The sequence below is a fragment of the Pseudoalteromonas luteoviolacea H33-S genome, from assembly GCF_001625695.1.
GTDB classification, from domain to species: Bacteria; Pseudomonadota; Gammaproteobacteria; order Enterobacterales; family Alteromonadaceae; genus Pseudoalteromonas; species Pseudoalteromonas luteoviolacea_B.
This window is the reverse complement of record NZ_AUXY01000071.1, coordinates 101,259-126,781: the sequence shown is the minus strand read 5'-3', so window position 1 is coordinate 126,781 and position 25,523 is coordinate 101,259. Positions and strand designations below refer to the sequence as shown.

The window sequence follows — 25,523 nt, the reverse complement described above, 5'->3', positions numbered from 1 at the left end:
CTTTTATTCAGTATTTATCAATTAATGATGTATGAGAACAATATATAACAATATTTAGCAATACTTTTTTAAATAAAAGTCATATTATTTTAGTGTATTTATTCTTAGTTCGTACCTTATATTGCTTAGTTTTAATAGTTCAAAATAGGATTTAACATGAGTGTTAAGATGAAAGGATTGCTTCTTCTCGTGACTGTTATGACACCAGTCATTGTCAATGCAATTCAAGATATTCCCCAAGCATCAAATTCGCGTGCTGTAAATTTATCACCAACGCCAGAGCAAATTACCCCCTATATAGTTGGCGGCGGTGAAACCACGCCTTTTAGCTACCCATTCATTGGCAGCCTGCAAATAGATGGCCGTCACCAATGCGGAGTTTCTTTTATCGGAGAGAACCGAGTGCTTACCGCAGCCCACTGCATCACATCTGGCTCATTTAGTGATTTTATGGTCAAATTTGAAGGGCATGATCTTACCGATGATTCGCAATGGCAAACGTACCGAGTACATGAAGTCCTTTGGCATGACGAATATGACTGGGGGTATCGAGAAGATAACGACATGGCAATTTTAAAACTTGATAGACCTGTTGAAAATATCACCCCGATAACATTAGCGGATAAAGAGGTTAAAGAAAGCCTTACTCCCGGCGAAACCCTTAAAGTAATGGGATGGGGACGACTCAGCCATGGTGGAGATGCCCCTAAAAAACTGCATGAAGTTGATCTTCAATATGTACCCTGGGACGTTTGTAACGATAAAGACCATCACGATGGCGGTATCACAGAGTCAATGATGTGTGCAGGGGTCCCTGATGGAGATAAAAGTCCTTGCCATGGGGATAGCGGTGGCCCCCTAGTCGTTAAAAGAGATGGCGAATGGATTCAAGTTGGGATAGTCAGCTGGGGAATTGCTTGCGGTGCGCCAAACAGGCCGGGAGTTTTTGCTGATGTAGCGGCCCTTTCAATGTGGCGGCTAGGTAAAACTTTAGAATTCGGATTTGATGAAAAATCACGTAACGCATTCAAGGAAAATCAACCTTCTTCTACCTTTACTGGCACATTTAGAAACACTTTAAGCTACCCTATTAATATTACCAACTTTGCGATTGCGAACTATCCTGACTACCCAAATTTGAATTTATCAAATGCTGAATTAGTTGAGCAAACATGTGCTAACTCAACCTTAGGATCTGAGCAAGAGTGTCAATTTACCGTACTAACCAAGGATCAGCATGCTTATGGCAGCTATCTTATGGAAGTTGAGATGGACTCACCCTCTGACGTATATTTCACTGAGTTTTTAACTTACTACAAAACATCCGAACCCGACTCTGACTTTAATCAACACCTCTCAACACCAACCAGTATTGGTTGGTCAACCGGAGGCGATGCAAACTGGTATACAGAGGCTACCGCATCTGGAGAACCTATTTTAGTTAGTGGTGATATTACAGATCAAACAGATGATCCTAATCTAGATGAATTTGAACAAAAATCATACGTGATGGCTGTAATTGATGATGTGCACATTGATGCTGTCAGTTTTGACTACCTTATCTCAAGTGAATTTTATGGGGACCATGTCACGGTATTTCATAATAACAAGGAGATCCTCAAAGACAGCGGCTTAAAAGAAAACCTGCAAAGCGTCAACATCGATCTGGATGACGGTGTTAATCAAATCGCTGTCATTTACACTAAAGATTCCGAGTATTCTGCTGGAGAAGACAAGGTAACAATTCATAATTTTAATACAACTTTTACCAACCAAGTACCCACAGCTGAAGTTGCACAAAGCCAAATCGATATTCGAAGTGAGTTAGAGTTCACACTAGATGCCAGTGATTCATCTGACCCTGAAGACGACAAGCTCACTTTTACATGGATTGACTTAAACACACCTCAGGATATTCTTGGCCAAGAAAAGACAATCACACTGACAGCCGACAAAGTCACAAAAGACACCAAAAAAGTCTATCAAGTGACCGTAACCGATGAATATGAGGCCTCAAGCGTCGCTTTAGTGACGGTCAACATTGCAAAAAACAATGCGCCTATCATCACTTTATCAAGTAACACGCTCGAGGTAACCCAAGGTGAAAAAATACTCATCGTCTCAGAATTCTCTGATCCCGAGGGGGACAATTTAACCTACCAATGGTCGCAAACTTCAGGTACAAAAATCACATTGCCACAAAATACGCAAAACTTGGAGTTTACAGCGCCCAACGTAACCAAAAGTGAAACTCTCTCACTTTCGCTCACAGTAACCGATGAATTTGGTCTTTCAAGCTCAGAGCAAATAGATATCAAAGTCAGTGCACCGCAAGTACCAGAGAGTCAACCCACACCACCGGAAGTCATAGAAAGTAAACCCACTCCACCGGAAAATGACAACAGTAGCGGAGGCTCACTCGGTTTCTTAAACTTATGCTTATTCGCTATATTGCTCATGCAAAGGCGTAAACAGGCTAAAATAGAACTCTGAACCATTCCCATTAAATAGCCTTCATAATATCACTGAAGGCTGTTTAACGTTCAATAATTGGAACAAGCAGCACACGCTACTTTGACTCGCTTCCAAAAATAAAAAGTGTGTTAATAAGCAGTTTACTCTCACCTAATTAGATTTATATCTCGCTGAACTATCCTTTTTTTAATTAGCTAACGCCGTCCTAATTCATTTTTAAAATGAAAGTATCGATTTAAAAATGCTTTGCATTTTGCGATAACGCAAAAACAAAATATAAAAAACCAATAAAATTCAACGCTTTATTTTTGGCACCCAGATTGCAATCAGTTAAAACAGCAAAATTGCATCTTGGAGAAGTTTATGAAATACAAACTATTGAGCTTGTGCCTTTTGTCTGCGGGCGTCAACGCAGCACCTTTCGATACTTGCCCTTCTAAGGCATTTTTAGTGCAAGGAAACACCGCCGCCATTTATGGCGTTAACTTAGTTTCCGGTGCGTATACAGAATTTGCGCCCAACGTGGGCACCAATAACAAGCTTAACGGGTTTGGTTTTAACCTCCATGACCGTTATCTTTATGGATGGGATTACAGCCGCAAAGATATTGGTCGCGTCGGTAACGACTACACATTAGAGCCTCTAACCACAGTTGGTTTTCCAGACACCAACTTTTACGTCGGCGACGTGGCGATTCACGAGAACGCTTATTATGTCTACAGAAAAGGGAGTTCTTATGGCTTGTATCGCGTATCCCTTGACGAATCAAGCAATGATTATTTGCAAGCAACGCGTGTTATTAATGGTGGCGACCTTAACTTAAATATTTTCGATATGGCATTCGCACCTAACGGCGAAGCTGGTATGGCATATAGTGTTGATAGCAATGGTAATTTACACCGCATCAATGCAACAACTGGCGCCAGCACTGTTCTTGGCAACGTAGGCCAATCAGGCACCTTTGGCGCCGTCTATTTCGATATAGATAACAACTTCTACATTAGTCGTAATCAAGACGGTCATATCTATCAAGTAAATATTGATGATCCTGCTGATACCCAGCTTTTCGCATATGGCCCAAGCTCTGGCTCTAACGACGGCGCACGCTGTGCTACCGCCCCTATTATCGATGAAAGTGAAGATCCAACAATGGACTATGGCGATGCGCCAGAGAGTTACGGTACCTCTTTAGCCGAAAACGGTGCCCGTCATGTCGCAGGTGACCTTTACTTCGGCGATGGTGTCAGTGCAGAGCATTTGCCAAAAGCGCAAGATGATGACGATGGCGTTAGTTTCGTCACAAGCATAGAAACCGGCTACGATGCCCTCATCTCTTTTACATTGTCTACCAACGGCTATGTCAACGCATGGGTAGACTGGAATCAAGATGGTGAATTTCAATCTTCCGAGCGCATTATTAGCGAGTTGTCAGGTGTAGCAGGCGAAAACCGCGTGTTAATTCCTGTGCCTGTAGATGCTTTAGAAGGTAATACATGGGCCCGCTTTAGAGTGTCTAACAACCAAGATATCGCGCCAACAGGGGGCGTAGACAATGGCGAAGTGGAAGATATTGCGGTCTCCGTTGTTGAAACTAGTTTAATCGAGTCATCAACCGCTTGGCAAACCGCTGCATTTGAAGATTTATGGCCACAAAAAGGTGATTATGACTTCAACGATGTGCTAGTGAGATACAGAGCAACAACTGGCCAAGTCGGTAACCAAATCGTGCGATATAAAGTAGAAGGCGCTTTAGTTGCCGTCGGTGCAGGCTATCGCAATGCATTCGCGCTGCGCTTTAAAGACATAGCCCTAAATCATGTCAACCAGGCACAAGTTAAGTTAACTATTGATGGTGTTGAGACGCAAGCCAGTCCCCTAGAACCAAATAGAAACGAAGCGATTGCCGTAATATTTAAAGACACAAGAGAAATGGTGCCTGCACTGGAAGGATGTAAATTCTTTAGAACAGAAGAAGACTGTATTGATAGACAACGAGCACCTGTTCCGTTTGAGCTTATTCTCCCGCTATCAACCACCTACAGTGTTAATGTAGCAACATTAGACAAGTTAGACCCATTCATTTTTGCAGTGACTGGTTACGACCATGGCCCATATGTTGACAGCAATAATGGTCGTGGCTGGGAAGTACACTTAAAAAACCAAGCACCAACAGAAGCATTTGATCCTAGCTACCTTGACCAAGGAGATGACACGTCGTCAACAAATGGATACTTCCAAACGAACACGGGGTTACCATGGGCAATGATCATCAATACAGATTGGCAGCACCCTAAAGAAAAAACAGATATGTCAATCGCATATCCGCAATTTGCAGAGTTCGCATCATCAGCAGGCCAAAACAACGTGACATGGTTTGAAAATCCTGTCGCAAATTACCAATATACTATCAGCAGTGCATCACAGAACTAGGAGAGTACCATGAACAAGTTAATTATCACCCTAATGACATTAGTACTTTCAGCATGTGGCGGCGGTTCTGGTGGTTCAGAAAGTCAAAGTAATACAAATGCAGTAACTTCAAGCAGCAGTACTGCGCCAGCGACAACAAGCACTAGCACAACAAATACAGGCGAAACAACCGCAGCACAACCTCAAGGAGAAGGTATGGATAGTATGGATGTTGATGTGGCATTTGATTTCAAAAGCAACGTGGCAGTCGAAGTGACCTTAAGCGAAAATGTAGTCAGTGAACGCGCTTTCATCAACATCTGTAAACAAGGTGAAAGTATCACAAACGCTGATAACTGCTTCTTAAGAGCACCGTTGGACAGCAATGGTTTTACAACACAAATACAGTTGCCGCATGCAGATCAGAAGCTCAAAGCCGAGATATGGTTCTACAGCACATCAAAAGAGCCTTTGGTTTACAACTGGGAAGTAGATGCCAGTCAACAAACACAAACCTGGGTAATCAACTAACTTCAATTTGATTAGGAGGCATGACAATAATGCCTCCTACATTTACTTCTGTAAAGCCTTCCCCAAAAGATAACCAAGCAACATCACAGGCCTTTCAGCCTATATTCAAATCAGGCGACTAATCGCCTTAAACATTGAATACATAGCGACTGGCTTACCGATATGATCGGCGAACCCCAAAGCTCTGTAATGTGCTATATCTTGGGGCATTACGTTAGCGGTTAGCGCTATTATGGGTACATTTGAGTTTACTTTATGAATTAGCGCAAAGGCTTCCAACCCATCCATTTCGGGCATTTGAATATCCATCAGCACAATATCATAGTGCGCTTTTTCAAATGCCTGCACAGCCAACCAACCATTTTCAACCAAATCGACTTGCGCCCCTGTTTTTTCCAACATCTTTTCAATGACGAGTTGATTTACTTTATTGTCTTCAGCAATTAACACTTTAATGCTTGAGAAATCAGGCAGCGTATCTTTGTCAGGCTTTGTGCCTACCTTAGCAGGATCAGCTTGTGCCAAGGGCAAAGTCACCGCGATTTGTGTGCCTTTTCCTTCCTCGCTAGTGATATCTATCTCACCTTTCATCAAATTGACGAGGCTTGAGGTGATCGCCAAGCCCAGTCCCGTTCCACCATATTTTCGAGTTGTAGATGAGTCTGCTTGCTTAAAGCGGTTGAAAATAGACTTTTGCGTCTCTTGATTCATACCTATACCCGTATCTATCACCACAATAGATAACCCGTTACGCCCTTGATACTTCAGCGTTTTCACTTTAATTTGAATACCACCAGCATGAGTAAACTTGACAGCATTGGACACCAAATTAAGTAAAATTTGCCGAACCCGTACTGAGTCGCCTAACCAGATTGGGTGACAGCTCTTCTCAATGTCTGTTTCAACAGTGATCGACTTTTCTTGCGTTACACTTTTTAAATCCGCGACTACTGACTCGACGGTTTCTAATATCGAAAAAGGCGCCACTTCTAACTCTAACTTATGTGCCTCTATTTTCGAAAAATCTAATATATCGTTAATAACGGTCAGTAAAGACTTTGCTGAATACATAGCCTTTGAAACTAGGTGCTTAGACTCTTTATCGAGGTTATCTTGCTCTAGCAACTGCAATGTCCCCAAAATGCCATTCATTGGCGTTCGGATCTCATGACTCATATTAGCTAAAAACTCACTTTTAGCACGAGACCCCTGTTCTGCCTTATTTTTTGCTTCTATTAATGCTTGATTTTGCTTACGTATTTTATCGCGAGAACGTTTTAATTGGCCTGAGTACTTTCGATTAAAAAAACCCACGTTACAACAATATAAATAAATACTTGAAGCCGCTACAACTTGAGTTATAAGCGGTGACTGCTCAACAAAATCAAACCCCAATAAAAACCCACCTGATATGCCACCGACTATTAAACTGGCGCTACAGCTGTAAAACCGCTTGATCCCACCTAATATTAAACTATTGAGAGAGTTGACAATTAACAGCGCAAACACCACCCAAACCTGAAAGCCCACCGCGGCAAACCAAGTGCCATAAAACAACGCATCAAGGTGCAAATTGGTATACTCTGCGGCTTTTTCATCGGATACTAGTCGACTATGAAAACGGGCTAAGTGAGGCCAGATCAGGCAATTTAAAATGATAAAAACAATATAAGTTGGTGTTAGACTGGCATACAGCGCCCCCACTAACATCACCGCCATAAGCACGCCACCGATTACTCGAGGTGCATAATTTTGCTTTGCCAACGAAGGCTTGTGTTCGGCAGTTTTTCTTTTTGTTTGAGCAGACGTCATGTCAAAGGCTTCTGTCTAAGCGCAGCTTATCCTTTAATTTTATACACTAAATCACGCACTATTATCTATTTTTTAACTTAATTTGTTAAAAAGTTTCTTTGAAAAGCACCTCATAGCTGCCTCACGCCTATGAGAGCCCTCTTTTAGGTAGGTTCAAAATAACATAGATAAGGCATGTAACGTCATGACAATAGCCAAACTCAGCGCGACCCTCACTCCGAGCCTTAAAATGTGGCTTTTTGATCTAGTTCTTGCTCATACAAACCAAATCATAAGAGAGTAAAGCAGAATTTCGCTTAAATACTTAGTCGATAACACACTGATTGATAGATCAGTTTGCCAAAACTCCGGAGATAAGCTTGAGAAAAGCCAAGACCAACTCAACTGATAAAGGGCGCTTATTGGTATAAAGCATAACATCACTACTTTCCATAACGGGTAAACGTTTGGTTTGTTCTCTTCAAGACTCATCTTGCCTTTACTCAAGCTTGTATAAACCTCTTACTGAGTAAGGGTAAAACACGTGTTTTACCCTTATATTTATCATTTAATGTCTTTAACCAATTTATAGCTTGGTATATGCGGCTTGATCACCATGGATAAGGTGTGTTGGCACTAGCTTAATTTTGTTAGCATTTTCCCGTAAAGTAAAATAATGTTCTGTACATTCATAGGAGTAAGCATTGTTCTCTCGCGGTATAATCAGACGCTTTTCCTCTCCCTCATGTTGGGAATAAAGACGATTGTTTTCAAACGTAATAGAAAGGGTTTGGGAATCAATGGAGCGATAATCGCCCACCAATTTTTCAGCAAATGAGGTTATTTTGTCTTGGTCTTTAATCGGCTTCGGAGACAGCCCAAGCGCAATGGCAACCATATCAAGTAAGGCAAGACCCGGAAAGTACTTATCCTGATTACTCATACCGGTGGCGACCAAGTCGTGTTCAGGCAAATACACATGCCAAGTAAAAAAGCCAGGCACCATACCAGCATGGTTGTAACTTATCTCTCCCCCTAACTTATAGACATTCAGCCCCAAACCATAATTTGCAGTTGAGTTGTCATTGAGTCGCACTTTTTGGGTCATCAAGTTCAAGCTTTTTTCACTGACAACTTGCCCAGACATCAACGCTTTATTCCATACCTTCATATCTTGTAAAGTAGATGCAATAGCGCCCGATGCGTGGATCCAGCTACGATCCACTTTCCATGCCCTGTCTTTTGATTTTGCTGCTTTAATGTGCTTTTTAGGTGCATCAAAGTTGGTCGTATATCCAACCACGTCATTCACACGTATCCCTTGTGTGACAACAAATGTATTGTCCATCCCCAAGGGCTTAAAAAATGTATCTTGCATATACTGGTTATAAGGCATACCAGTGGATACCTCTATTGCTTTGCCTAACAGGATATAGCCTAAATTAGAATAGATATGTGTATCGCCCGAGTTAAAACTCAGCGGCAGCCTCGTAATGATCTTTATCACTTTATCTAGTGATGCATAGTTTCCCCAGACACTGTTCACAACAGGGTCGCCTAAGTAATCGGATAGGCCAGACGTGTGGGTTAATAAGCTAAAAAGCGTTAAATCTCTATATTTAGGATTAATCTCAGGGATAAACTTCCCTATCGGGTCTTGCAAAGACAGGAGGTTACTTTCAGCTAACTTTAAAATGGCAGCGGCCGTGAACATTTTTGTCACAGATCCTATCTGCATCACATCATCTATCTTAAGCGGTCTTTTTGTCTTAAGGTCTGCCAAACCAGCCGCACCGCTGTATATGACCTCATCGGATTGCACCAACTGGACAATCAACCCCGGTTCATCAGCAGCACTGTGACACTGTAAAACTGCATCAAAGTCTTTGTCATCTGCATGACTCGTAAATGCACATAGCCCTAAACAAATACTTATTGCACTCTTTTTCATCTTAATTCATATCCTTTGGGTCTTGTTATTGTTTTGACCGAGTTATAACGTGCAAAAATGAAAGAAAGGGTGAAAATTTATTTGTAACCTACTTTGACCTACAAAACAAAGTAACGATATTGGCACAAGACCGCGTTACCTTGCCTTTAAGCGACTTAGCTCTAACTGCCTCATTGGCATAGCGTCAATGTCTCGATATATGGTGTTTTCATTCAAGTTTTCAAATCTATAACTTGCTTTTATCGTGCCATCCAAGCCAATTAAATGAGCGGTACTTTCAGGCATGTCATCGCAAAGTTGAAACTCCAAAGGACTCAATTGCATATGATCTGTATTGAGTTCAAAAACACCGAAATATGAGTTTGCAAAGATCCGTAACCGCCGTTTATCTAACTCCTGCTGATTGAATTTCGCAGCCAAACGAGTCAGATTGCGCTCTTGCAGAGCACACATAACAAGTACTCTACTTTGCCACCGCAATTGCTCTAATGTATATGTATCAGCCCAAGCGGGATAAACCATGCCAAGCTTGATAGCGACCACCAGATGAAATACTGTTTTATTTAAAAGCATACTTCCTCCCAAAACGATTTAATACGTCTTGATTACATAGTAAGCTCATCAATGCGGTTATTTTATGATCTAATTTTCTCTGTATTGGTATAACTATAATTAAAAAATAATGGGATAAGCAGTGTCATGGTAAGACTCTTGTATTTATTATTGCTGATTGTCTCTGCAGGTGTATTTTCTCAAAATACAGCGACAGGGCCGCATATTGAAGTGGCACTGGTGTCAGAGCATAATCAAGTACGTGTTGGTGATACTCAGTGGCTAGGGGTTTTACTGAACCCTGATAAGGATTGGCATACCTACTGGCTAAACCCCGGTGATTCAGGTGAGGCGCCCACCATACAGTGGCACAGTGATGCAGACATTGAATTTGGAGATATTCACTGGCCGCTTCCAAAGCCCATTCAAGTCGCTCACCTAGTTAACTATGGCTACGAAGGTGCGACCTTGCTCATGGTCCCTATCAACCTCAGGCAAGCAACTAAAGAGCGCATCTCTATTAGCGCCAATCTGTCTTGGCTGGTCTGTAATGAAGACTGCATCCCCGGCTGGGCAACATTAACGATAGATTTGCCTGTCGCTGACACGATAACGCCATCAGAACACGCAAACCTATTTGAGCAAACGCGATTAACTTTACCAGAAAAGCACGGAGACACCGCACAGTTTGAACTTACAAGCACGCACCTAGGTTTACAGACCACCTTGCCTTATCAATCTGACTGGCACGTATTTCCTTTTAGAGGAGATGTGATTGCTCATAATGCAGATCAGGCTTGGGCACATCAAGCAAACAGCGCACAAGTGGTCATATCCTTATCAGACTACTTTTCGACCCCAAGCGAACCACTCAACTTTTTAATCAGCGATGGTAAAAATGGCTTTTACGTTGAGGCCATCCCAAATGATACAAGTAGCGCGGGTAACAATTCCCCGTCACAATCCCTTTGGTTAATGCTGCTATTCGCGTTTATCGGTGGACTCATTCTTAACATTATGCCCTGTGTACTGCCCATTCTGTCTATGAAAGCGCTGTCTTTCGCACAGTCACAAAAGGCAAATCACTGGGGATACCCTATCGGTGTTTTAGTCAGCTTTTGGTTATTTTCGAGCATCATACTGGTATTAAAAGAGGCTGGGAGCGCTGTTGGCTGGGGCTTTCATCTGCAAGAGCCATTGCTCATTGCTGGGCTGGCGTTTTTATTCACCTTGATTGCCATGATGTTGTGGGATTTACTCCCAAAAGGCATCAATCTGGCAGGCGTGGGGCAATCGTTAACGGGCGAAAGTACCTTTACTCAGCAATTTTTCACTGGAGTACTGGCTGTCATTGTCGCCTCTCCCTGCACCGCGCCATTTATGGCTACAGCGCTCGGTGTAGCCATGATAAGCCCAATGTTAGATACCCTCGCTATTTTTACCGCACTCGCTGTCGGGTTTGCACTGCCTATGACGCTACTTTCGCTGTCTACTCGTTTTGCTAACTTGCTCCCAAAACCCGGGCCTTGGATGCAAACATTTAAGCATTTTCTCGGCTTTCCCATGCTGGCTACTGTTGTTTGGCTTGCTTGGGTATTTCTGTCTCAGACCAGCAGTTTTGGTCAGCTGTGGTTGTTATCAGGACTATTAGGGTTTACATTTTTTATTTGGTTGTCCGCAAAAGTTAATCGGGTCTATTGTGTTATGAGTCTATTGCTTGCAATGACGTTTGCAACGTTTTGCAGTGTCAAAGGCACGCAAGCAACCAAAGTAATTAGCGAGCAAAAAAACAATCACTTTAGTGCACAAAAACTCACCGAACTACGTAATAACAATCACGTGGTGTTGGTGAATATGACCGCAGATTGGTGCATTACTTGTAAAGTAAACGAGCAAGTGGCTTTGAACAATGCTGACCTACAAGCCTTATTTAAAGACAGCAAAGTCGACTATTTAGTGGGTGATTGGACCAACAAAAACCAAGCAATTTACGAGTATCTAGAACAATATCAACGCTCTGGTGTGCCTTTATACGTTGTGTATGCAGGTAACCACAGTAAGCAAGTTTTACCTCAGGTTTTGACACCTGACATTGTAATTAATGCTATTCAACAAGCAAAGAAGGAGATTAATCATGCAACGTCTAACTAAATGGCTCATGCTGTCTATGCTATTTGCACCATTGCTCAGTATCGCTGCAGCGAAAGTAGACACAAGCGCCCCTGATTTTAAGCTACAGGACTCATTTGGCAAAACCGTTAGCCTGTCTGACTTTAAGGGCAAGTATGTGGTACTTGAATGGACAAATCACCTGTGCCCATATGTCGTGAAACACTATGGTAGTAACAACATGCAATCTTTGCAGCGTCAATACACACAAAAGGACGTCGTGTGGCTTTCCATTATTTCCTCAGCAGAGGGAAAGCAAGGGCATGTTAGCGCACAAAAAGCCAATGAACTAACCCAAAAGCGCAGTGCAGCGCCGTCACACGTATTGTTTGATGAAGATGGACAAGTCGGGCGATTATATAAAGCAAAAACCACCCCACATATGTACATCATAAACCCACAAGGTAAGTTAAGTTACGCTGGTGCAATCGACAGTATTAAATCAGCCAACCCCGCTGATATCGCAAAAGCAACCAATTATGTCACAGCAGGCTTGAACAACTTGCTGGCGGGTAAGCCTGTTACACAAAAACTAACAAAACCTTATGGCTGCTCGATAAAATACAAAAGCTAACTCAATATAGAATGTCGAGTTGAGTGCCCAACGTATGCGCTAGCTCATTCGAAGCAATCACTCGACTTCTATCTCACCCAAGTTACAAATATACTCATCATCTCCCCACTCCATCACTTGATGCTCATCTAACCCCAATGCGCCTTGGTTTTGCAACGCAATGACTTTAGAGGCAACCAGTTCAAGTTCGTTCACGTCGCAGGGCGCAAACAATTCAGGATGTGCCTCAGCTATTTTTTTCGCATTTTTGGGACAAACCGTATGTAATGGGTGCTCAAATGGTACATAAGGGCCCAGCAACACTTCGACCACCATAGGCTCGTCTTCAGCACCCCAAAAGCAATGTGGCGTAGCATGAGGGAATAAAATCACATCTCCCGGACCTACTTCTTTTTTCGCCATTTTTCCTTTGCATGTTTTCACAATAGCAGTACCAAAACCTTCCAAAACAGATATCAACCGACTACTTAAAGGATGTACATGCACATCACCTTTGGCCGCTGATTTTGGCGGAAACATATCAAATCCAAATGACAAACCATCTGCTTTTTGCATGACAATTTTAGTCAACATGCAATCTATTTTTTCCCATGCAACTGACTCAAACTCATTGTGGTTAGGCAAAACATGTGTGGGCACACGCAAAAAGTGATTGCCCTGCTGCCACTGCGATAGAACAAACTTATCAAGCTCAGCTCTCGTTAAGTCACCTCTATTGGCAAGCAAATCGGTTAAGTTAGCAGGCATATTCATATTCCTTTTTGACACTGTTCAAATTCCAGTTATCCGATAGCTGTGTGGCTGTAGCTGACAACCAAGACAACCTATTTATGGATGGCACTGACCGTAAAAAACTCAAAACGTGTGCAAAGTACACATATTTTTCGCTTTCCGACTGTTCAAATACAATTTAAAGTTAAAAAAATGTAACCAAAACATATGTAATGGTCAAATAAATACCCACAAAAGATATTAAGATTAAATTATACGAGCCCCATATCGCGCCCTCAAAACTGCGTATCAGTTCATGTAAAAGCACTCAACTTGTTAATATTAATAACTTAAATAGCAGATTGGCTTCATCAGATAAGTCGATTCAAGGTGCACAGCTTCTTAGCGTTTATCAATTTTTTAGACACTTGATGACTGTGCTACTTGCACGACACGCAGGCCTCACACCATACTGTATATATAAACAGTATAGGTAACGTATGAAAGTAATCCCCATCAAAGCCCAAGCAGGTATCACTGGGTTTGAATCACCAGCGGCAGAATATAAAGAACTTGGTTTATCGTTAGATCAACTCTTAGTCAATCATCCCAACGCCACGTTTATCGGGCTCGCATCTGGCGACTCTATGCAAGGTGTTGGGATCTTTGATGGTGATTTGTTATTGGTTGATCGCGCTGTTTCTCCTCAGCAAAATGATGTCATTGTTGCAAATTTTAATAATGAATTTGTCTGCAAGCTGCTCGACTTACAAAATAGAGTGCTGCGATCAGCATCCACCCTTTATGCGCCAGTCAAGATCAGTGAATGTGATCAATTCCAACTAGAGGGCGTGGTCACAGGTTCAATACGTATGCATCGCACAAACCCGGGCTTGACCAGATGTATGCGCTAGTCGATGCCACCTCATTTTATGCCTCTGCGGAGAAAGTCTTTGATCCGAGTATTCGCAATAAGCCTGTTGTGGTGTTATCAAATAACGATGGCTGTATTGTGGCAGCTTCGCCTGAGGCTAAGCGTTTAAATATTCCCAAGTTTCAGCCCTACTTTAAACTGAAGTCGGTTTTGGCTGAGCACAATGTCATTATTCGCTCTTCCAATTATGAGCTGTATGCAGATCTGTCAGACAAGATGATGAAGGTGATTAATCAATTCAGTGATAATCATCATATCTATTCTATCGATGAGTCATTTTTAAAATTCGAGGGGTTTGGCGACCTTGTTGACTCTTGGGAACAATACGGACATGTTATCAGGCGCAGTGTGTGGCGCTCCACCAAGCTGCCGGTTGGCGTGGGGTTTGGCCCAACTCCAACACTTGCAAAAGCGGCAAATCACGCCGCTAAAAAATTTAAAAATGCGACGGGGGTTGCGGTAATAGATAATCAACAAAGCCGCAGGAAAATACTGGCGAATTTAAACGTGGAGGATGTCTGGGGCATTGGCAAACGCCTGACCAAACAGCTCAATCAACAAGGCATCTATAGCGCCTTAGACTTAGCCAATCAAAACCCGCGTTTGATGCGAAAACAGTTTAGTGTGGTTTTAGAACGCACAATATCTGAGCTCAATGGCGAAGCTTGCCTGTCTTGGCATGAGATCACACAAAGAAAAAAAGAGATATACAGCACGCGCAGCTTTGGCGAGCGCATCACAGATCCAAAAGCACTCAAAGCCGCACTAGCAACCCACTGTGCCATTGTCAGTAAAAAACTCAGAAAGCAAAATTCATTGGCAAAAAATATTGTGATTTTTGCACATAGCTCACCGTTTGAAGACAGCTATTACAAAAAGTCTTTTATCCAAAAACTCCCGGTCGCTTCGAGTGATGTTAGGGTATTTACCAATGCTGTTAGCGACATTTTTCATCAACTATTCAAATCTGGCGTCAAATATTACAAAGCAGGAGTTGGTGCGATTGAGCTTGAAGACGATACATTTTTACAAACTGACTTATTCAGTCAATCTCAAGATAGCCCAGCTCTGATGAAGTGCCTAGATGAAATCAATACCAGATTTGGCAATCACACAGCACGCACTGGTGCGCAATTGCAATCTAACGCATGGCACATGCGCCGCGCGTTTTTATCACCTTATTACACCACGCGCTGGTCTGATATTCCCTTGATAAAATGCCAATAACACCAATTTACGCACAGTGATCCAATTGAGTCACCTTCCTTTAGGAGAACTTAGCGAAAAAAACATCGCACCAAAACAGCATTTTCTATCCACAGTTTTTGTTAATAGGCTGTGGTTAACTTTTTTTGCTTCTCAAAATTAATCAAAATATATTACGGTGTAATGCAGTGTTCTATGCAACGCTAAGTAAATAAAACAATACCGCTTCCTAATATATAAAATCAATATAACTAAATGAAAAATATAAAGTTTAGCTTTATCACTCACAGACCTACTATCATTATTTATCACAGCCAAGCAATCAAAAATAAAAATAATGGTGAAAATATAGGCTGACACATCACATGTTCCTCCATATTTATGAGCTAAACTTGCATAGATATTAACTGATTGTTTTTTGTTCCAAATTAAATGAGAAAGTATCTTTTTTTAATATTGTTCAGTTGTTGGCATGTCTGTGCAGATAACAATATAAACATTGCGACTGGAGAATACCCACCATTTACTGGTAGCCAATTGGTTGATGATGGCTTCGTCAATCATATCATCCGTCTTGCCTTTGCAACGCAAGGAATGCAAGTGTCTTTCGTTTATTTGCCATGGAAACGTAGCTTTCATGCCGCAAAACTTGGCCAATTTGATATGGCGTCATACTGGGTATGCGAAAGTGAATATCAAACGCACTTTTACTGTAGTGACGAGATATATCAAGGTGAGCTAAAAATGTACTTTAGAAAAGAGACGCCTTTACCAAACTGGGAAACCCTCAAGGACCTACAACCCTACCGGATAGGCGCAACACTGGGTTATGAATATGTTCCTGAGTTCCACAAGGCCATTAAAAATGATGAGTTGGATGTACTCATGGTAAGTAACGATCAGCTCAACCTCAATATGCTCTTAAATAACAGAGTAGATTTAATTTTACTCAATGAAACAGTTATGGAGACACTGTTAAAAGAGCAGTTTTCGACCGAGTACCAGAAACTACTCAAAGCACATCCAAAGCCCTTCCTTAAATATCGTGCGCAAGTTTTATTTCCAAAAGTACTAGAGGGGAGCCCAAAACTGAGACAAACTTTTAATTTAGGGTTACAACAGCTCAAAGAGTCTGGAGAGCTTAGCAAGCAATGGCAACGCATGATCTGAGGTGATTTCTCCAACCTTAACAATAAAAAGAAACAAAAACCCACAAAACAGGGAATAAAATATTCACAAAGAAACGATTAAGTGATAAGTTTCAGTCTCAGCAAATTGGCTGACATTCATAAAGGAGTAATATGATGAAAAACATGAAATTGAAAAAGACCCAACTAAAATCTTTGTCACTTAAAAATAAAGCGCTTTCACACAAAAATACCCCAGCCGTGGGCGGTGGTGCATCAGGCACTATGTGTATTACGCTTTCAGTAGATGACTGCTGTACGATTCCCCCAACAAAAAATTTTTGTTAATAAGTAAGTGAAAATAAAAGAAGTGACAGAGATGTCACTTCTATTGAACAACATTATATAAGCAACAAATTTATCCCTTCAACAGCGGCTCCGTTGTAACTTACTTCTTACCTCATTGAGCTTCGCTTGAGTAAATTCATAAGCTTGCTGTGCTGTTTGATAGGCATCTGGATATTGATTGGGCGTATCCACTTCAGGCACCCAAAACTTACGTCGGGTCAAACGAAGACCCTGATCAAATGCACCCACCGCATTAAAAATCTCCACCGCAATGGGACCATCAAATCGCGACAAAATAGGCGTAAATATGCCTTCCCATGGTAACCAACAATGCACTAAATCCCCCCTATCTGGCGGTGACGCTTGTGCGTAGTGCAAACGGTTTTGATCAGCAAGGTAATTAATTTGCTGTGCAAACACCTCAGGCCCATCACCATCTAATGTCTCTTGTGCACTGTCGAGTACCACCCCCACAGTTGGATCTTCTATGCCATCTAAAAACGTGATCAACTGCGCCAGTTTATTCGGCCCAGGCGTCTCCCAATGGCTAATTGGCTCAATCGCCAGTTTAACGCCTTTAGAAGAGGCATAAGCGCCAAGTTCAACAAAACTTGGCTGTGCAGTTTGATACCGTAGCGCAAGTTCATCTTGTAACTTGTCACTCCATACGGCTTGACCATTTGGCGCATCAAATACAAAACCACCATAGGGGATCACCAAGGGTCCCATCATGATTTCACCACCTAATGCAGCGGTAATATCAATGCGAGATTTTAAGTAAGCAATCCCTGCATCGCGAACAGATTTAATCGCAGAGCTTGGGTCACACGATGTTGTTGCACCGACATTGGTCGCGACTTTGATATGCCCGAACCCCTCATCATCCATACGCTGACGAAATGCCTTATAGGCATTTAGTTCATCCTCGTAAGTGGCAAATGCATAGGCTGTGGTGTCCTCTCTACCGGGATGCAACTCAAAACCGGCGTAACCCATTTCAACCAAACGTCGAATGTGGGTCATCGCTTGGTCCAAAAATACATCATCCTCTATTGAGAAGTTTGACCCAAACATAAAAAAACTAAAATACATCTCCGTATTATGCTGCATGCGATAACTCCTTTATCACTTAAAGGCCTGTGACTTCTTGAAGATACTTACGCGCCATTTGCGCATACAGAAGTGGGGTTGCATTGGCAGGATTTTGTTCAGCCTCTACAATCAACCATCCGGCAAAATTTTTATCTGCCAGCGCCTGTAATATCTCTTTGAAATCTAAGCAGCCAGCAGGATCTCCCGGCACAGTAAACACCCCTTTTAAAATGGCCTCTTTAAATGACAAGTCATTGGCCAAACTGTAATCCATAATGTCTTTGCGGATATTTTTCAGATGAACATGTCTGATCCGCTCACCATAAAGTCGAATAAACTCTAAATTGTCGCCACCTGCAAAAAAGAGGTGCCCCGTGTCCAAACAAAAGTGCACGCAATCAGGATCAGTTAACTCCGCAAATCGCGCGATTTCGTCCATCGTCATCACACCTGTGCCCATATGATGGTGATAACACATTTTCACCCCGTGGCAATTGGCTTTATGGCCAAGCTCATTTAAGCCATCAGCCAGTCTACGAAACTGCTCATCTGTAAACTTAGGTGCATTAGGCACTAAGGCAATCGGTTGCTGATGAGATGAACCGCCAAGTTCAGCCAGTACTAAGTCCCCACTTTGCATCTCTTTCAAAAACTGGATTTCTTGCTCAAAACTTTGAAACGTTTGCTCTTTCATATCGTTTATAGTGAAGTAAGTACTAACCCACGGCTCAGAAATCACTAGCCCGCGCATATCTAACTCACGTTTTAATACCGCTGGATCAGATGGGTATTTATGCCCACGGCTACAGCCTTCAAAGCCAGCCAGAGCCATCTCACTGACAATTTGCTCAAATGGGATCCCGATATCAATATCTAAAAAGTCATCATTGACCCATCCAGTTGGGGTAATACCAAACTTTACAGCGCCTTGTGGAAACATTGTTTGTCTGCTCATGATAAACATCCTGTTGGTGACATAAGTGAAAGTAAATACTTACATTTATTTTGATTGAACACTTTGCTGCTTTACAAACTGCCAGCTATTGTCGAAATGAATTCTAGGTGGCTCGCTCCAAGAACCATAACCCGGACCTTTTGCGCCTGATGGGTTAGCATCAATCGCTTGCCAAAGTAAGCCCTCGGTATACGAAGCAGAACTTACAAAAAACGTTTTATCCTGCCCGCTCTTGCCATAAGCCTCTCGCCAAGTACGTGGTAATTGATACCAAGTGCCGGTGTACCAGAGCTTGATGATATTTCTGGCAACAGGCCCCAGCTTCACATCCCCCATGATCTGTTGTCGTATACCAGTTAAAAACATTTGCTCGTCACAGGCACATTCATATACGGTTTGAAACACGCAAAGTAACTGTTCAACCGTGTCACGGCCAACAATGTCACTAAGTGTTTTATAGTAATGTTCAACTTGGCCTGTACCATGTAGTGCAAACGCATTGAAATCCGTGAGTGCACCTGATAACTCAATAAATTGCTGCTGTTGATTTTGCTGAGTATTCATTACGCCCGCTCCTTATGTACACAAGTCTGCCCTACTTTATCGTTCAATGAATCACGGCTACTGGCGTCAATTTCGAATGTGGGGCCTGCGTGAATATTAGGCTCAATCGAAATTGGGTTACGGATCAGTTGGCTGGCGAACTCTTTCAACCGGAACATGTCGCACACAGCACCCAACAAAAGGTTTTGATGACCACTGAACGCATCATTGATGATGCCTAAAAACTCATGGTAACTATGGTTAAAATCTTTCGCGGCTTTTAATAAAGTTGGGTTTTCTGCAAAATCCGACAGCTTGGGGTTTGTCTTGATCGGATATACCTTACTAAAATCGACTTCGAACTTTGCGCCAGTGGGGTTACTTGGCCTATCACCTTTTTGATAATAACGGCCAAACTGTAACTGCTTGAATCGATAGTAATGAGAGAGCTCCCCCTCACTATCAAACTCTTGGTTCTCTGTATCTTCGCCCAGTTCAGCCTTCCCTTCACCTTGCTCTTTGATCAAATTCAACGCGGCAATGGCCGATTTTTCATCCGTTACTTCTATGACTTCGCCACCGCCGGAGTAATAGTACTTATTGGAAACCTGATATTTAAGATCGCCGATAAAAATGGTTTCTCCACACTCTCTGGCCTGTGCCTCTAAAAATTTAATGCCCTCTATAATGGCATCGTAAAAATCTCCAATACTGTAAAAACTATATGTTGGCGATTTTAGCGGTTTTATCGCATCCAAATGAAAGCGCGCATGATTTGCACGCGCTATACAGCCATTAGGACAAGTACTTGAAGTATTTTTTGGAGGCTTTGAAGGCCGCTCAATATTCAAAAATGTCTCAAGGGTCTCTGGTGTAAAAGCGGCGATCGAGACTTGGAAGTCTCTCTCACCATCCGGCAAATAAGTTGGAAATGAAGGCATAAAGCCTTCACTCAATACATTGGGATGTCGACCCAATGCATTGAGCACATTCGCAGACAACGTCATATGAAGCATCTCTTCAACCAAAACCGCTCTAATAACCGCCGTGGCCTCTAAATTGGTTTCAGGATGGATACTATATAATGCCGTTAAATACGGCGGAATTGTCGCATGCTCCAGCTGAATCGCGGCATCTAACATCTGATATAAATCATCAATGGTATTGATAATACGTTCGTTCATTAGCGCGCTCCTTTAGCCAGTTTAAAGGCATCATCAGCTACGACATTCACGGGATAACTGCTCAAATGTGCCAAAATATGCTCAGTGGTTTTAAAGCAAAGCGCTGCAAGTGTCAGAGTAGTATTAGACGTACCAATGCTTGGCATACTGCCAGAGCCAATCAGGTATAAATTACTGTGATCCCATGATTGCTGATATTCATTCACCACAGAGTTTTTGGCAGAGGTACCCATAACATGCGTGCCGGAAAAGTGATTGCCACCACGGAAGTAATAACTCTCACCTTGGTAATTGAACGAGCCATAATCAAGCAACGAATAACTTGAAAAGTCCTGTGCACCAAGGCGCTGAAAGAATACCTTTGACGTTTCACGTGCGTAAGCAATGCCCGCTTTGGAGTAATCAGACAAGTTATAATTGACGATTGGGCGCATGTTACCGAGCGCATCTGTATATTCGGGGTCAACCGTAATGCGGTTGCTCTCATCTGCTGGCTGCTCGACCATATAAGCAAACAGCAATTGATTTGATATTCTCTCAACGGTACTTTGGCGAAGTGCCTTACCAAATTTGTTTTCAGTGTCGACTAACTCTTCGATATCAGAAAAAGGCGAGCCCGTTGCCCAGCCCCAACCATCATTATGAATGTCTACACCGAAAGGCGCTTGCTTAGCTCTGCTTTGTCCATATCTAAAGTCCGCAATGCCAGAGGTGCATTTTGTCCCTCTCATTGTGCCTGCTGCTTCTGGCAACAAACCCCAAGCGAGCAAATAAGTATGGTCCATTAAATTTTTACCCATTAACCCGCTCGAGCTGGGTAAATCAGACGCGAGCATGAGTCGGGCGTTTTCTACCGCGTTGGTCGCCAAAATAAAGGTTTTTGCTGTGATATTGCCTGTCGTATGCTCAGGCGAAGAGGGCTTGGTATAGTGCTTAAATTCAATATGGCTGACTTGATCAGTACATCCATCGACAAAGACTTTGCTGGCAACAGTTTGTGGTAAAAAATCAAGATTGCCTGTTTGCGCTGCGCTGTATAAAGTTTTACGTGCGTCATATTTGGCTTGTACAGGACATATTGGCACACAGTTGTTATTACCTTGGCAGCGCCCGCCTTGCTCACTCTGCACTGCGCCCACAGCTCCGACAGGATTAAACCCCGCACCGTTTTGATAATCCGCATTAGGAATGCCATTTCGACCTTGTGGAAACGGGCGCACTTTTACCGTGTGTACTTCGCCTGCAAGCTCAAACTCTGCCCCGTCAATGCCTTTGCCCACCACTTGATCAAGATAAGAGGCCGGCAACCCATGCATTGGATATACGTAACCAGGTTCGTACTTAAGCCCGTAAAAGCCTTGCTCCTCAACATTAGCAGATACGCCAATTTCACGTTCAGCCATGCGGTAAAAGGGCATCAAGTCATCATAACTGATGGGCCAATCTAACCCAACGCCATAGTGGGTTTTGATTTTAAAATCATCTGGTAACATGCGCAGAATTTTGGCTTCCCAGTGCATCGTTGTGCCACCCGTTACCCGCGTGTAGGTGCTATCTAGTGCCAAAGGCCCATTTTGTACCATGTACCCTTGGGTATCCATTTGACCCAAGCATAGCTTGCGAACATCAGTCGACCTAGGCATAGGTGCATTAGGGTTATCAGGATATGGCGCGTTATTATCTTTTGACGCGTTGACATAATAATTAGATACATACTCCTTGAAGCCGTCATAACTTAAGCTTTTTGCGGGCGCAGCTTCAAGCACGAGTACTTGATACCCTCTAGAAGTGAGTTCTTTCGCGGCAATCGCACCGCTAATCCCTGAGCCAACGATCACTGCATCATATTTACCGTCATTCGAATTTTGAATTGCTTGCTCAGGTGTTACTTGCTCTATTGTTGAATTTGATTCACTCATTCAAGTGTCCCCATCTTATTCCATTAACAACAGCATTAACATTCAAGCTAAAAATCAGTGTAGCAGATATTACAAAATGGCAATTATAAAATAAGTACCCGAAAAAACTCCGGCATGGATATAACAGAATTAGGTTCCTAAATTCGATGTTTATGTAGACAAAATAAGAAAATAAGTATAAAAACTCAAAATCAACCATCTTGAAACTAGCCTTTCATAGCTACGTTTTAGTTTCCCCAACCAAATTAATGACTTGTTAAATAAATCGAAATATTTAAGCGTGTGGCTGTTTTTTGTGTATATACTTTCTGATGCACTCAGTGCGACTACAACGGATTGCTAATGTGAGACAGTTAGTGAATGAACTTGGTTGTATGTTTGATTTCTCACACCGACATTCCGAGACAATTGACACCTTTACTCTTGGAACACTTATGACAACTCAAACGAACACGGTACTCAAATCAGAGCAAGAATATCCAGCGGATATTGATGCACAACCACTTGAAAAGTGGGCAAAAGTGGCAAGGCAGCATGTGCTAGATAGAATGATTGCGAATATTTCACCCGACGATGGAGAGCGTGGAGCTGTACTTGCCTCTCCCTCACGAACCAACCCAAACTATTACTACCACTGGGTAAGAGATGCGGCACGAACAATGAGCGAAATTGCCAAGCTCAATGGCCTTGATCATAGAAATTTTAAAGATAACTACTACGACATGATGATTGACTATGTCGAGTTCACCAAAATAAACCAAACAACACCAACTGTCAGTAATAGCTTGGGCGAACCCAAGTTTTACGTCACAGGGCAAGCGTTCAACGGACCCTGGGGCAGACCACAAAATGACGGCCCAGCGCAACGTGCGCTCACCATCACTCGCTGGGCAAATACCTTGTTAAAGAATGGCGAAAAAGGCTATGTCACAGGCACTTTATACGACTCAAAAGAGCCTTCATTTAGCATCATCAAAGCGGATTTAGATTTTGTTGCGAACCACTGGCAGGACCCTTGCTTTGATCTGTGGGAAGAAGTCGATGGCACCCATTTTTATACTCGACTGCTACAACGCACGGCGCTGCGCGAAGGCGCTGATTTAGCGAATAAGCTTAATGACCCAGGTGCGGCTGATTACTATAACCAGCAGGCGGCTTTAATTGAAAGTTCAATAGATGATTTTTGGAGTGAGGAACAGGGCTATTTTCTAACTACACTAAACCGTGTTGGCGGGCTAGATTACAAGTCGTCAAATCTTGATGTTGCGACAACTTTAGGTATTTGCCAAGCACTGTCAGACACCCACCCTTTCCTAAACCCACATGAAGATAAAGTACTGGCAACCGCCTATGCACTCCACCAAGCTTTTGACCTACTTTATCTGATCAATGCCATAGAGCACACCACATCTGGCGACCCTGTCGCACCAGGGATAGGACGCTATCCAGAGGATAAATACGCAGGCAGTGGGCCACTTGGGCAAGGTAACCCTTGGTTCTTGTGTACCGCCTCTTTGAGCAGTATTTGCTACAAAGCAGCAGCCCTATTTGCTGAGCAAAAAAATATTGAAATCAACAAATATAACCTCGGCCAATTGAATTTGGCTGTGAAACTGGTCGACCCCAAATGCCAGCTTGAGGTGGGCGAATGCTTCAGTAACAGAACCAAAACATTCAAGTCCATTATCTCTGGCTTAAAAGCGCTTGGAGACGCGTATCTTCGCCGCATACAGATCCACGCAGGAGAGCATACGTCATTGTCGGAGCAATTTAGTCGCTACGACGGCTACATGACCAGTGCTGAGCACCTAACTTGGAGCTATGTATCCGTAGCCATCGCCATTGATTTACGCAATGCGTTAAAGATTTGAAATCACCGACGACCGCAAGCACTAAGGTTACGGTCGTTATTAGAGTTTATTAAACCGTACTTGGCCAAAAGCAAATAATAGTGCTTTTAGGATGTGGCACACAGTAACAGCGGATGTTGATATGGTAAAAACACAACAACCTTACCCACACTATGCGCAGCGAAAGTTGCGCATAGTATCTGTGTTTACTGTCACATCACCTTATAAACAAGCCTTTTTCAATCGTCTTACCTGCTATCTTTGGCCAGTCCTTCTACCGTCTCTTTATCTATTTAGCTGTTACAAAGCACGCCGTGCATGTGCTTTGTCTCCTTTATCTATCACAGCGAGTAAATGCTATGAATATACCTATTACCAACCCAATTAAAATTGTTGTTAAACACACAGGCAATGTGAAAATTCACACCTTCATCTCTTCATACGAAGGAGATAATATTGCCAATGCAACACACATTATTGAAAGTGAAAATGTCCTAGTACTGATTGATGGCCAGTTTTTAAGTCCCTATGCGAAAAAGTTTCGTGAATACGCCGACAGTTTAAAAAAGCCCATCGAGCGTTTGTATTTATCACATCGTCATCCTGACCATTGGTTTGGCCTTGGAGATGCATTTGCAGATATTGAAATATATACGCTGCCGGAAACCATCGATTTTTTAAAAGTACATGGTGAAGAGTCTCGTGAAGATCATATGGGTAAATTAGGTGATCTCGCGCCAGAAAAAGTCGTTATCCCACAACATGCGGTTAGCCCCGGTATTGAGGTCATCGATGGAGTCAAATACGTCATCGAGCGTATCGTCGATACGGAAATTGACTATGGGATCACCTTAAAACTTCCAGACCTTGGCATATTTATCGCCCAAGACTTGCTTTACAGCGGCACGCACCTTTATCTCACTAAATATCTCGATCATTGGATGGAACAACATGAAGATATGCTGACATCTGACTATGACTTGTTCTTACCCGGGCACGGCGCACCTGCAGATAAAAATGAAGTACTGGAAAACCTCAAGTATCTGATTGCTGCTAAGCAAGCCATTGCTGACGGCCTGAAAAATCAGGAATTTAAAGCGTTTATGCTCAACAAATTTCCGACTAGGCAATGTCCAGCCATTTTCGACATTTACCTACCCCGACTCTTTGACGGCGCTAGCGAATATTAATCAACACTAACC

19 protein-coding genes are annotated in these 25,523 nt (G+C 42.6%); 10 read left to right on the top strand and 9 right to left on the bottom strand.

The features are described from left to right. The first annotated feature begins 156 nt into the window (after nucleotides 1-156). From N477_RS12135 to N477_RS12125, 3 genes are all read left to right on the top strand, one after another. Nucleotides 157-2,493, top strand: coding sequence for a serine protease (locus N477_RS12135; protein WP_063362136.1), 2,337 nt, complete (start codon nucleotides 157-159; stop codon nucleotides 2,491-2,493). 345 nt (nucleotides 2,494-2,838) lie between these two features. Beyond that, a complete protein-coding gene (locus N477_RS12130) occupies nucleotides 2,839-4,905 on the top strand; it encodes an LruC domain-containing protein (RefSeq protein ID WP_063362137.1) in 2,067 nt (688 codons plus the stop codon). Nucleotides 4,906-4,914: 9 nt separating this feature from the next. After that, entirely contained in the window at nucleotides 4,915-5,415 is a 501-nt protein-coding gene (locus tag N477_RS12125) for a hypothetical protein (RefSeq protein WP_063362138.1), read from the top strand. A gap of 105 nt (nucleotides 5,416-5,520) precedes the next feature. Here N477_RS12125 and N477_RS12120 read toward each other — a convergent pair whose 3' ends face one another. The 3 genes from N477_RS12120 to N477_RS12110 form a co-directional block, all read right to left on the bottom strand. Further along, nucleotides 5,521-7,227 (bottom strand): ATP-binding protein, encoded by a 1,707-nt coding sequence (locus N477_RS12120; RefSeq protein WP_063362139.1) that lies wholly within the window; start codon nucleotides 7,225-7,227, stop codon nucleotides 5,521-5,523. A gap of 565 nt (nucleotides 7,228-7,792) precedes the next feature. Further along, a complete protein-coding gene (locus N477_RS12115; RefSeq protein ID WP_063362140.1) occupies nucleotides 7,793-9,157 on the bottom strand; it encodes a serine hydrolase domain-containing protein in 1,365 nt (454 codons plus the stop codon). A 135-nt stretch (nucleotides 9,158-9,292) separates the two neighbouring features. Then, nucleotides 9,293-9,730 carry a DUF4174 domain-containing protein gene (locus N477_RS12110; RefSeq protein ID WP_063362141.1) on the bottom strand — a complete coding sequence of 146 codons (438 nt, stop codon included), beginning with the start codon at nucleotides 9,728-9,730 and terminating at the stop codon, nucleotides 9,293-9,295. 126 nt (nucleotides 9,731-9,856) lie between these two features. On the opposite strand from N477_RS12110, the gene N477_RS12105 reads away from it, so the two are divergent. Both N477_RS12105 and N477_RS12100 read left to right on the top strand, forming a co-directional pair. After that, nucleotides 9,857-11,860 carry a protein-disulfide reductase DsbD family protein gene (locus tag N477_RS12105; protein WP_063362142.1) on the top strand — a complete coding sequence of 668 codons (2,004 nt, stop codon included), beginning with the start codon at nucleotides 9,857-9,859 and terminating at the stop codon, nucleotides 11,858-11,860. After that, nucleotides 11,844-12,452: a thioredoxin family protein gene (locus tag N477_RS12100; protein WP_063362143.1), complete on the top strand. Its 609-nt coding sequence runs from the start codon at nucleotides 11,844-11,846 to the stop codon at nucleotides 12,450-12,452. Before N477_RS12105 ends, N477_RS12100 begins: the two co-directional genes overlap by 17 nt. A gap of 57 nt (nucleotides 12,453-12,509) precedes the next feature. On the opposite strand, the gene N477_RS12095 is transcribed toward N477_RS12100, so the two are convergent. Further along, the gene (locus tag N477_RS12095) at nucleotides 12,510-13,199 is read right to left on the bottom strand and encodes a cupin domain-containing protein (protein ID WP_063362144.1); all 690 of its coding nucleotides are present in this window, start codon (nucleotides 13,197-13,199) and stop codon (nucleotides 12,510-12,512) included. 464 nt (nucleotides 13,200-13,663) lie between these two features. Between N477_RS12095 and N477_RS12090 the strand changes: the two genes are divergently transcribed. From N477_RS12090 to N477_RS12080, 3 genes are all read left to right on the top strand, one after another. Continuing rightward, on the top strand, nucleotides 13,664-14,077 hold the full coding sequence (locus tag N477_RS12090; RefSeq protein WP_063362145.1) for a LexA family protein: 414 nt from the start codon (nucleotides 13,664-13,666) through the stop codon (nucleotides 14,075-14,077). Further along, nucleotides 14,065-15,324 carry a Y-family DNA polymerase gene (locus N477_RS12085; protein WP_063362146.1) on the top strand — a complete coding sequence of 420 codons (1,260 nt, stop codon included), beginning with the start codon at nucleotides 14,065-14,067 and terminating at the stop codon, nucleotides 15,322-15,324. Before N477_RS12090 ends, N477_RS12085 begins: the two co-directional genes overlap by 13 nt. A gap of 411 nt (nucleotides 15,325-15,735) precedes the next feature. After that, nucleotides 15,736-16,473 carry a substrate-binding periplasmic protein gene (locus tag N477_RS12080; RefSeq protein WP_081216477.1) on the top strand — a complete coding sequence of 246 codons (738 nt, stop codon included), beginning with the start codon at nucleotides 15,736-15,738 and terminating at the stop codon, nucleotides 16,471-16,473. A gap of 383 nt (nucleotides 16,474-16,856) precedes the next feature. Here the strand turns inward: N477_RS12080 and N477_RS12075 are convergent, their stop codons facing one another. From N477_RS12075 to N477_RS12055, 5 genes are read right to left on the bottom strand one after another with little or no spacing between them, the layout of a single operon-like run. Further along, nucleotides 16,857-17,888 carry a sugar phosphate isomerase/epimerase family protein gene (locus N477_RS12075; protein ID WP_063362148.1) on the bottom strand — a complete coding sequence of 344 codons (1,032 nt, stop codon included), beginning with the start codon at nucleotides 17,886-17,888 and terminating at the stop codon, nucleotides 16,857-16,859. 19 nt (nucleotides 17,889-17,907) lie between these two features. Then, nucleotides 17,908-18,825, bottom strand: coding sequence for a myo-inosose-2 dehydratase (gene iolE / locus N477_RS12070; protein ID WP_039607906.1), 918 nt, complete (start codon nucleotides 18,823-18,825; stop codon nucleotides 17,908-17,910). Nucleotides 18,826-18,870: 45 nt separating this feature from the next. After that, nucleotides 18,871-19,389, bottom strand: coding sequence for a hypothetical protein (locus N477_RS12065; RefSeq protein ID WP_063362149.1), 519 nt, complete (start codon nucleotides 19,387-19,389; stop codon nucleotides 18,871-18,873). Then, complete coding sequence (locus tag N477_RS12060; protein WP_063362150.1) at nucleotides 19,389-20,552, bottom strand: ferritin-like domain-containing protein; 1,164 nt, start codon at nucleotides 20,550-20,552, stop codon at nucleotides 19,389-19,391. The genes N477_RS12065 and N477_RS12060 overlap by 1 nt, the downstream gene beginning before the upstream one ends. After that, the gene (locus N477_RS12055; RefSeq protein ID WP_063362151.1) at nucleotides 20,552-22,471 is read right to left on the bottom strand and encodes a GMC family oxidoreductase; all 1,920 of its coding nucleotides are present in this window, start codon (nucleotides 22,469-22,471) and stop codon (nucleotides 20,552-20,554) included. Before N477_RS12055 ends, N477_RS12060 begins: the two co-directional genes overlap by 1 nt. 434 nt (nucleotides 22,472-22,905) lie before the next feature. Here N477_RS12055 and N477_RS12050 point away from each other — a divergent pair, with 434 nt between their 5' ends. After that, entirely contained in the window at nucleotides 22,906-24,342 is a 1,437-nt protein-coding gene (locus N477_RS12050; RefSeq protein WP_063362152.1) for a glycoside hydrolase family 15 protein, read from the top strand. Between the two features lie 338 nt (nucleotides 24,343-24,680). After that, nucleotides 24,681-25,511 carry a hypothetical protein gene (locus N477_RS12045; protein ID WP_063362153.1) on the top strand — a complete coding sequence of 277 codons (831 nt, stop codon included), beginning with the start codon at nucleotides 24,681-24,683 and terminating at the stop codon, nucleotides 25,509-25,511. The last annotated feature ends 12 nt before the right edge of the window (nucleotides 25,512-25,523 follow it).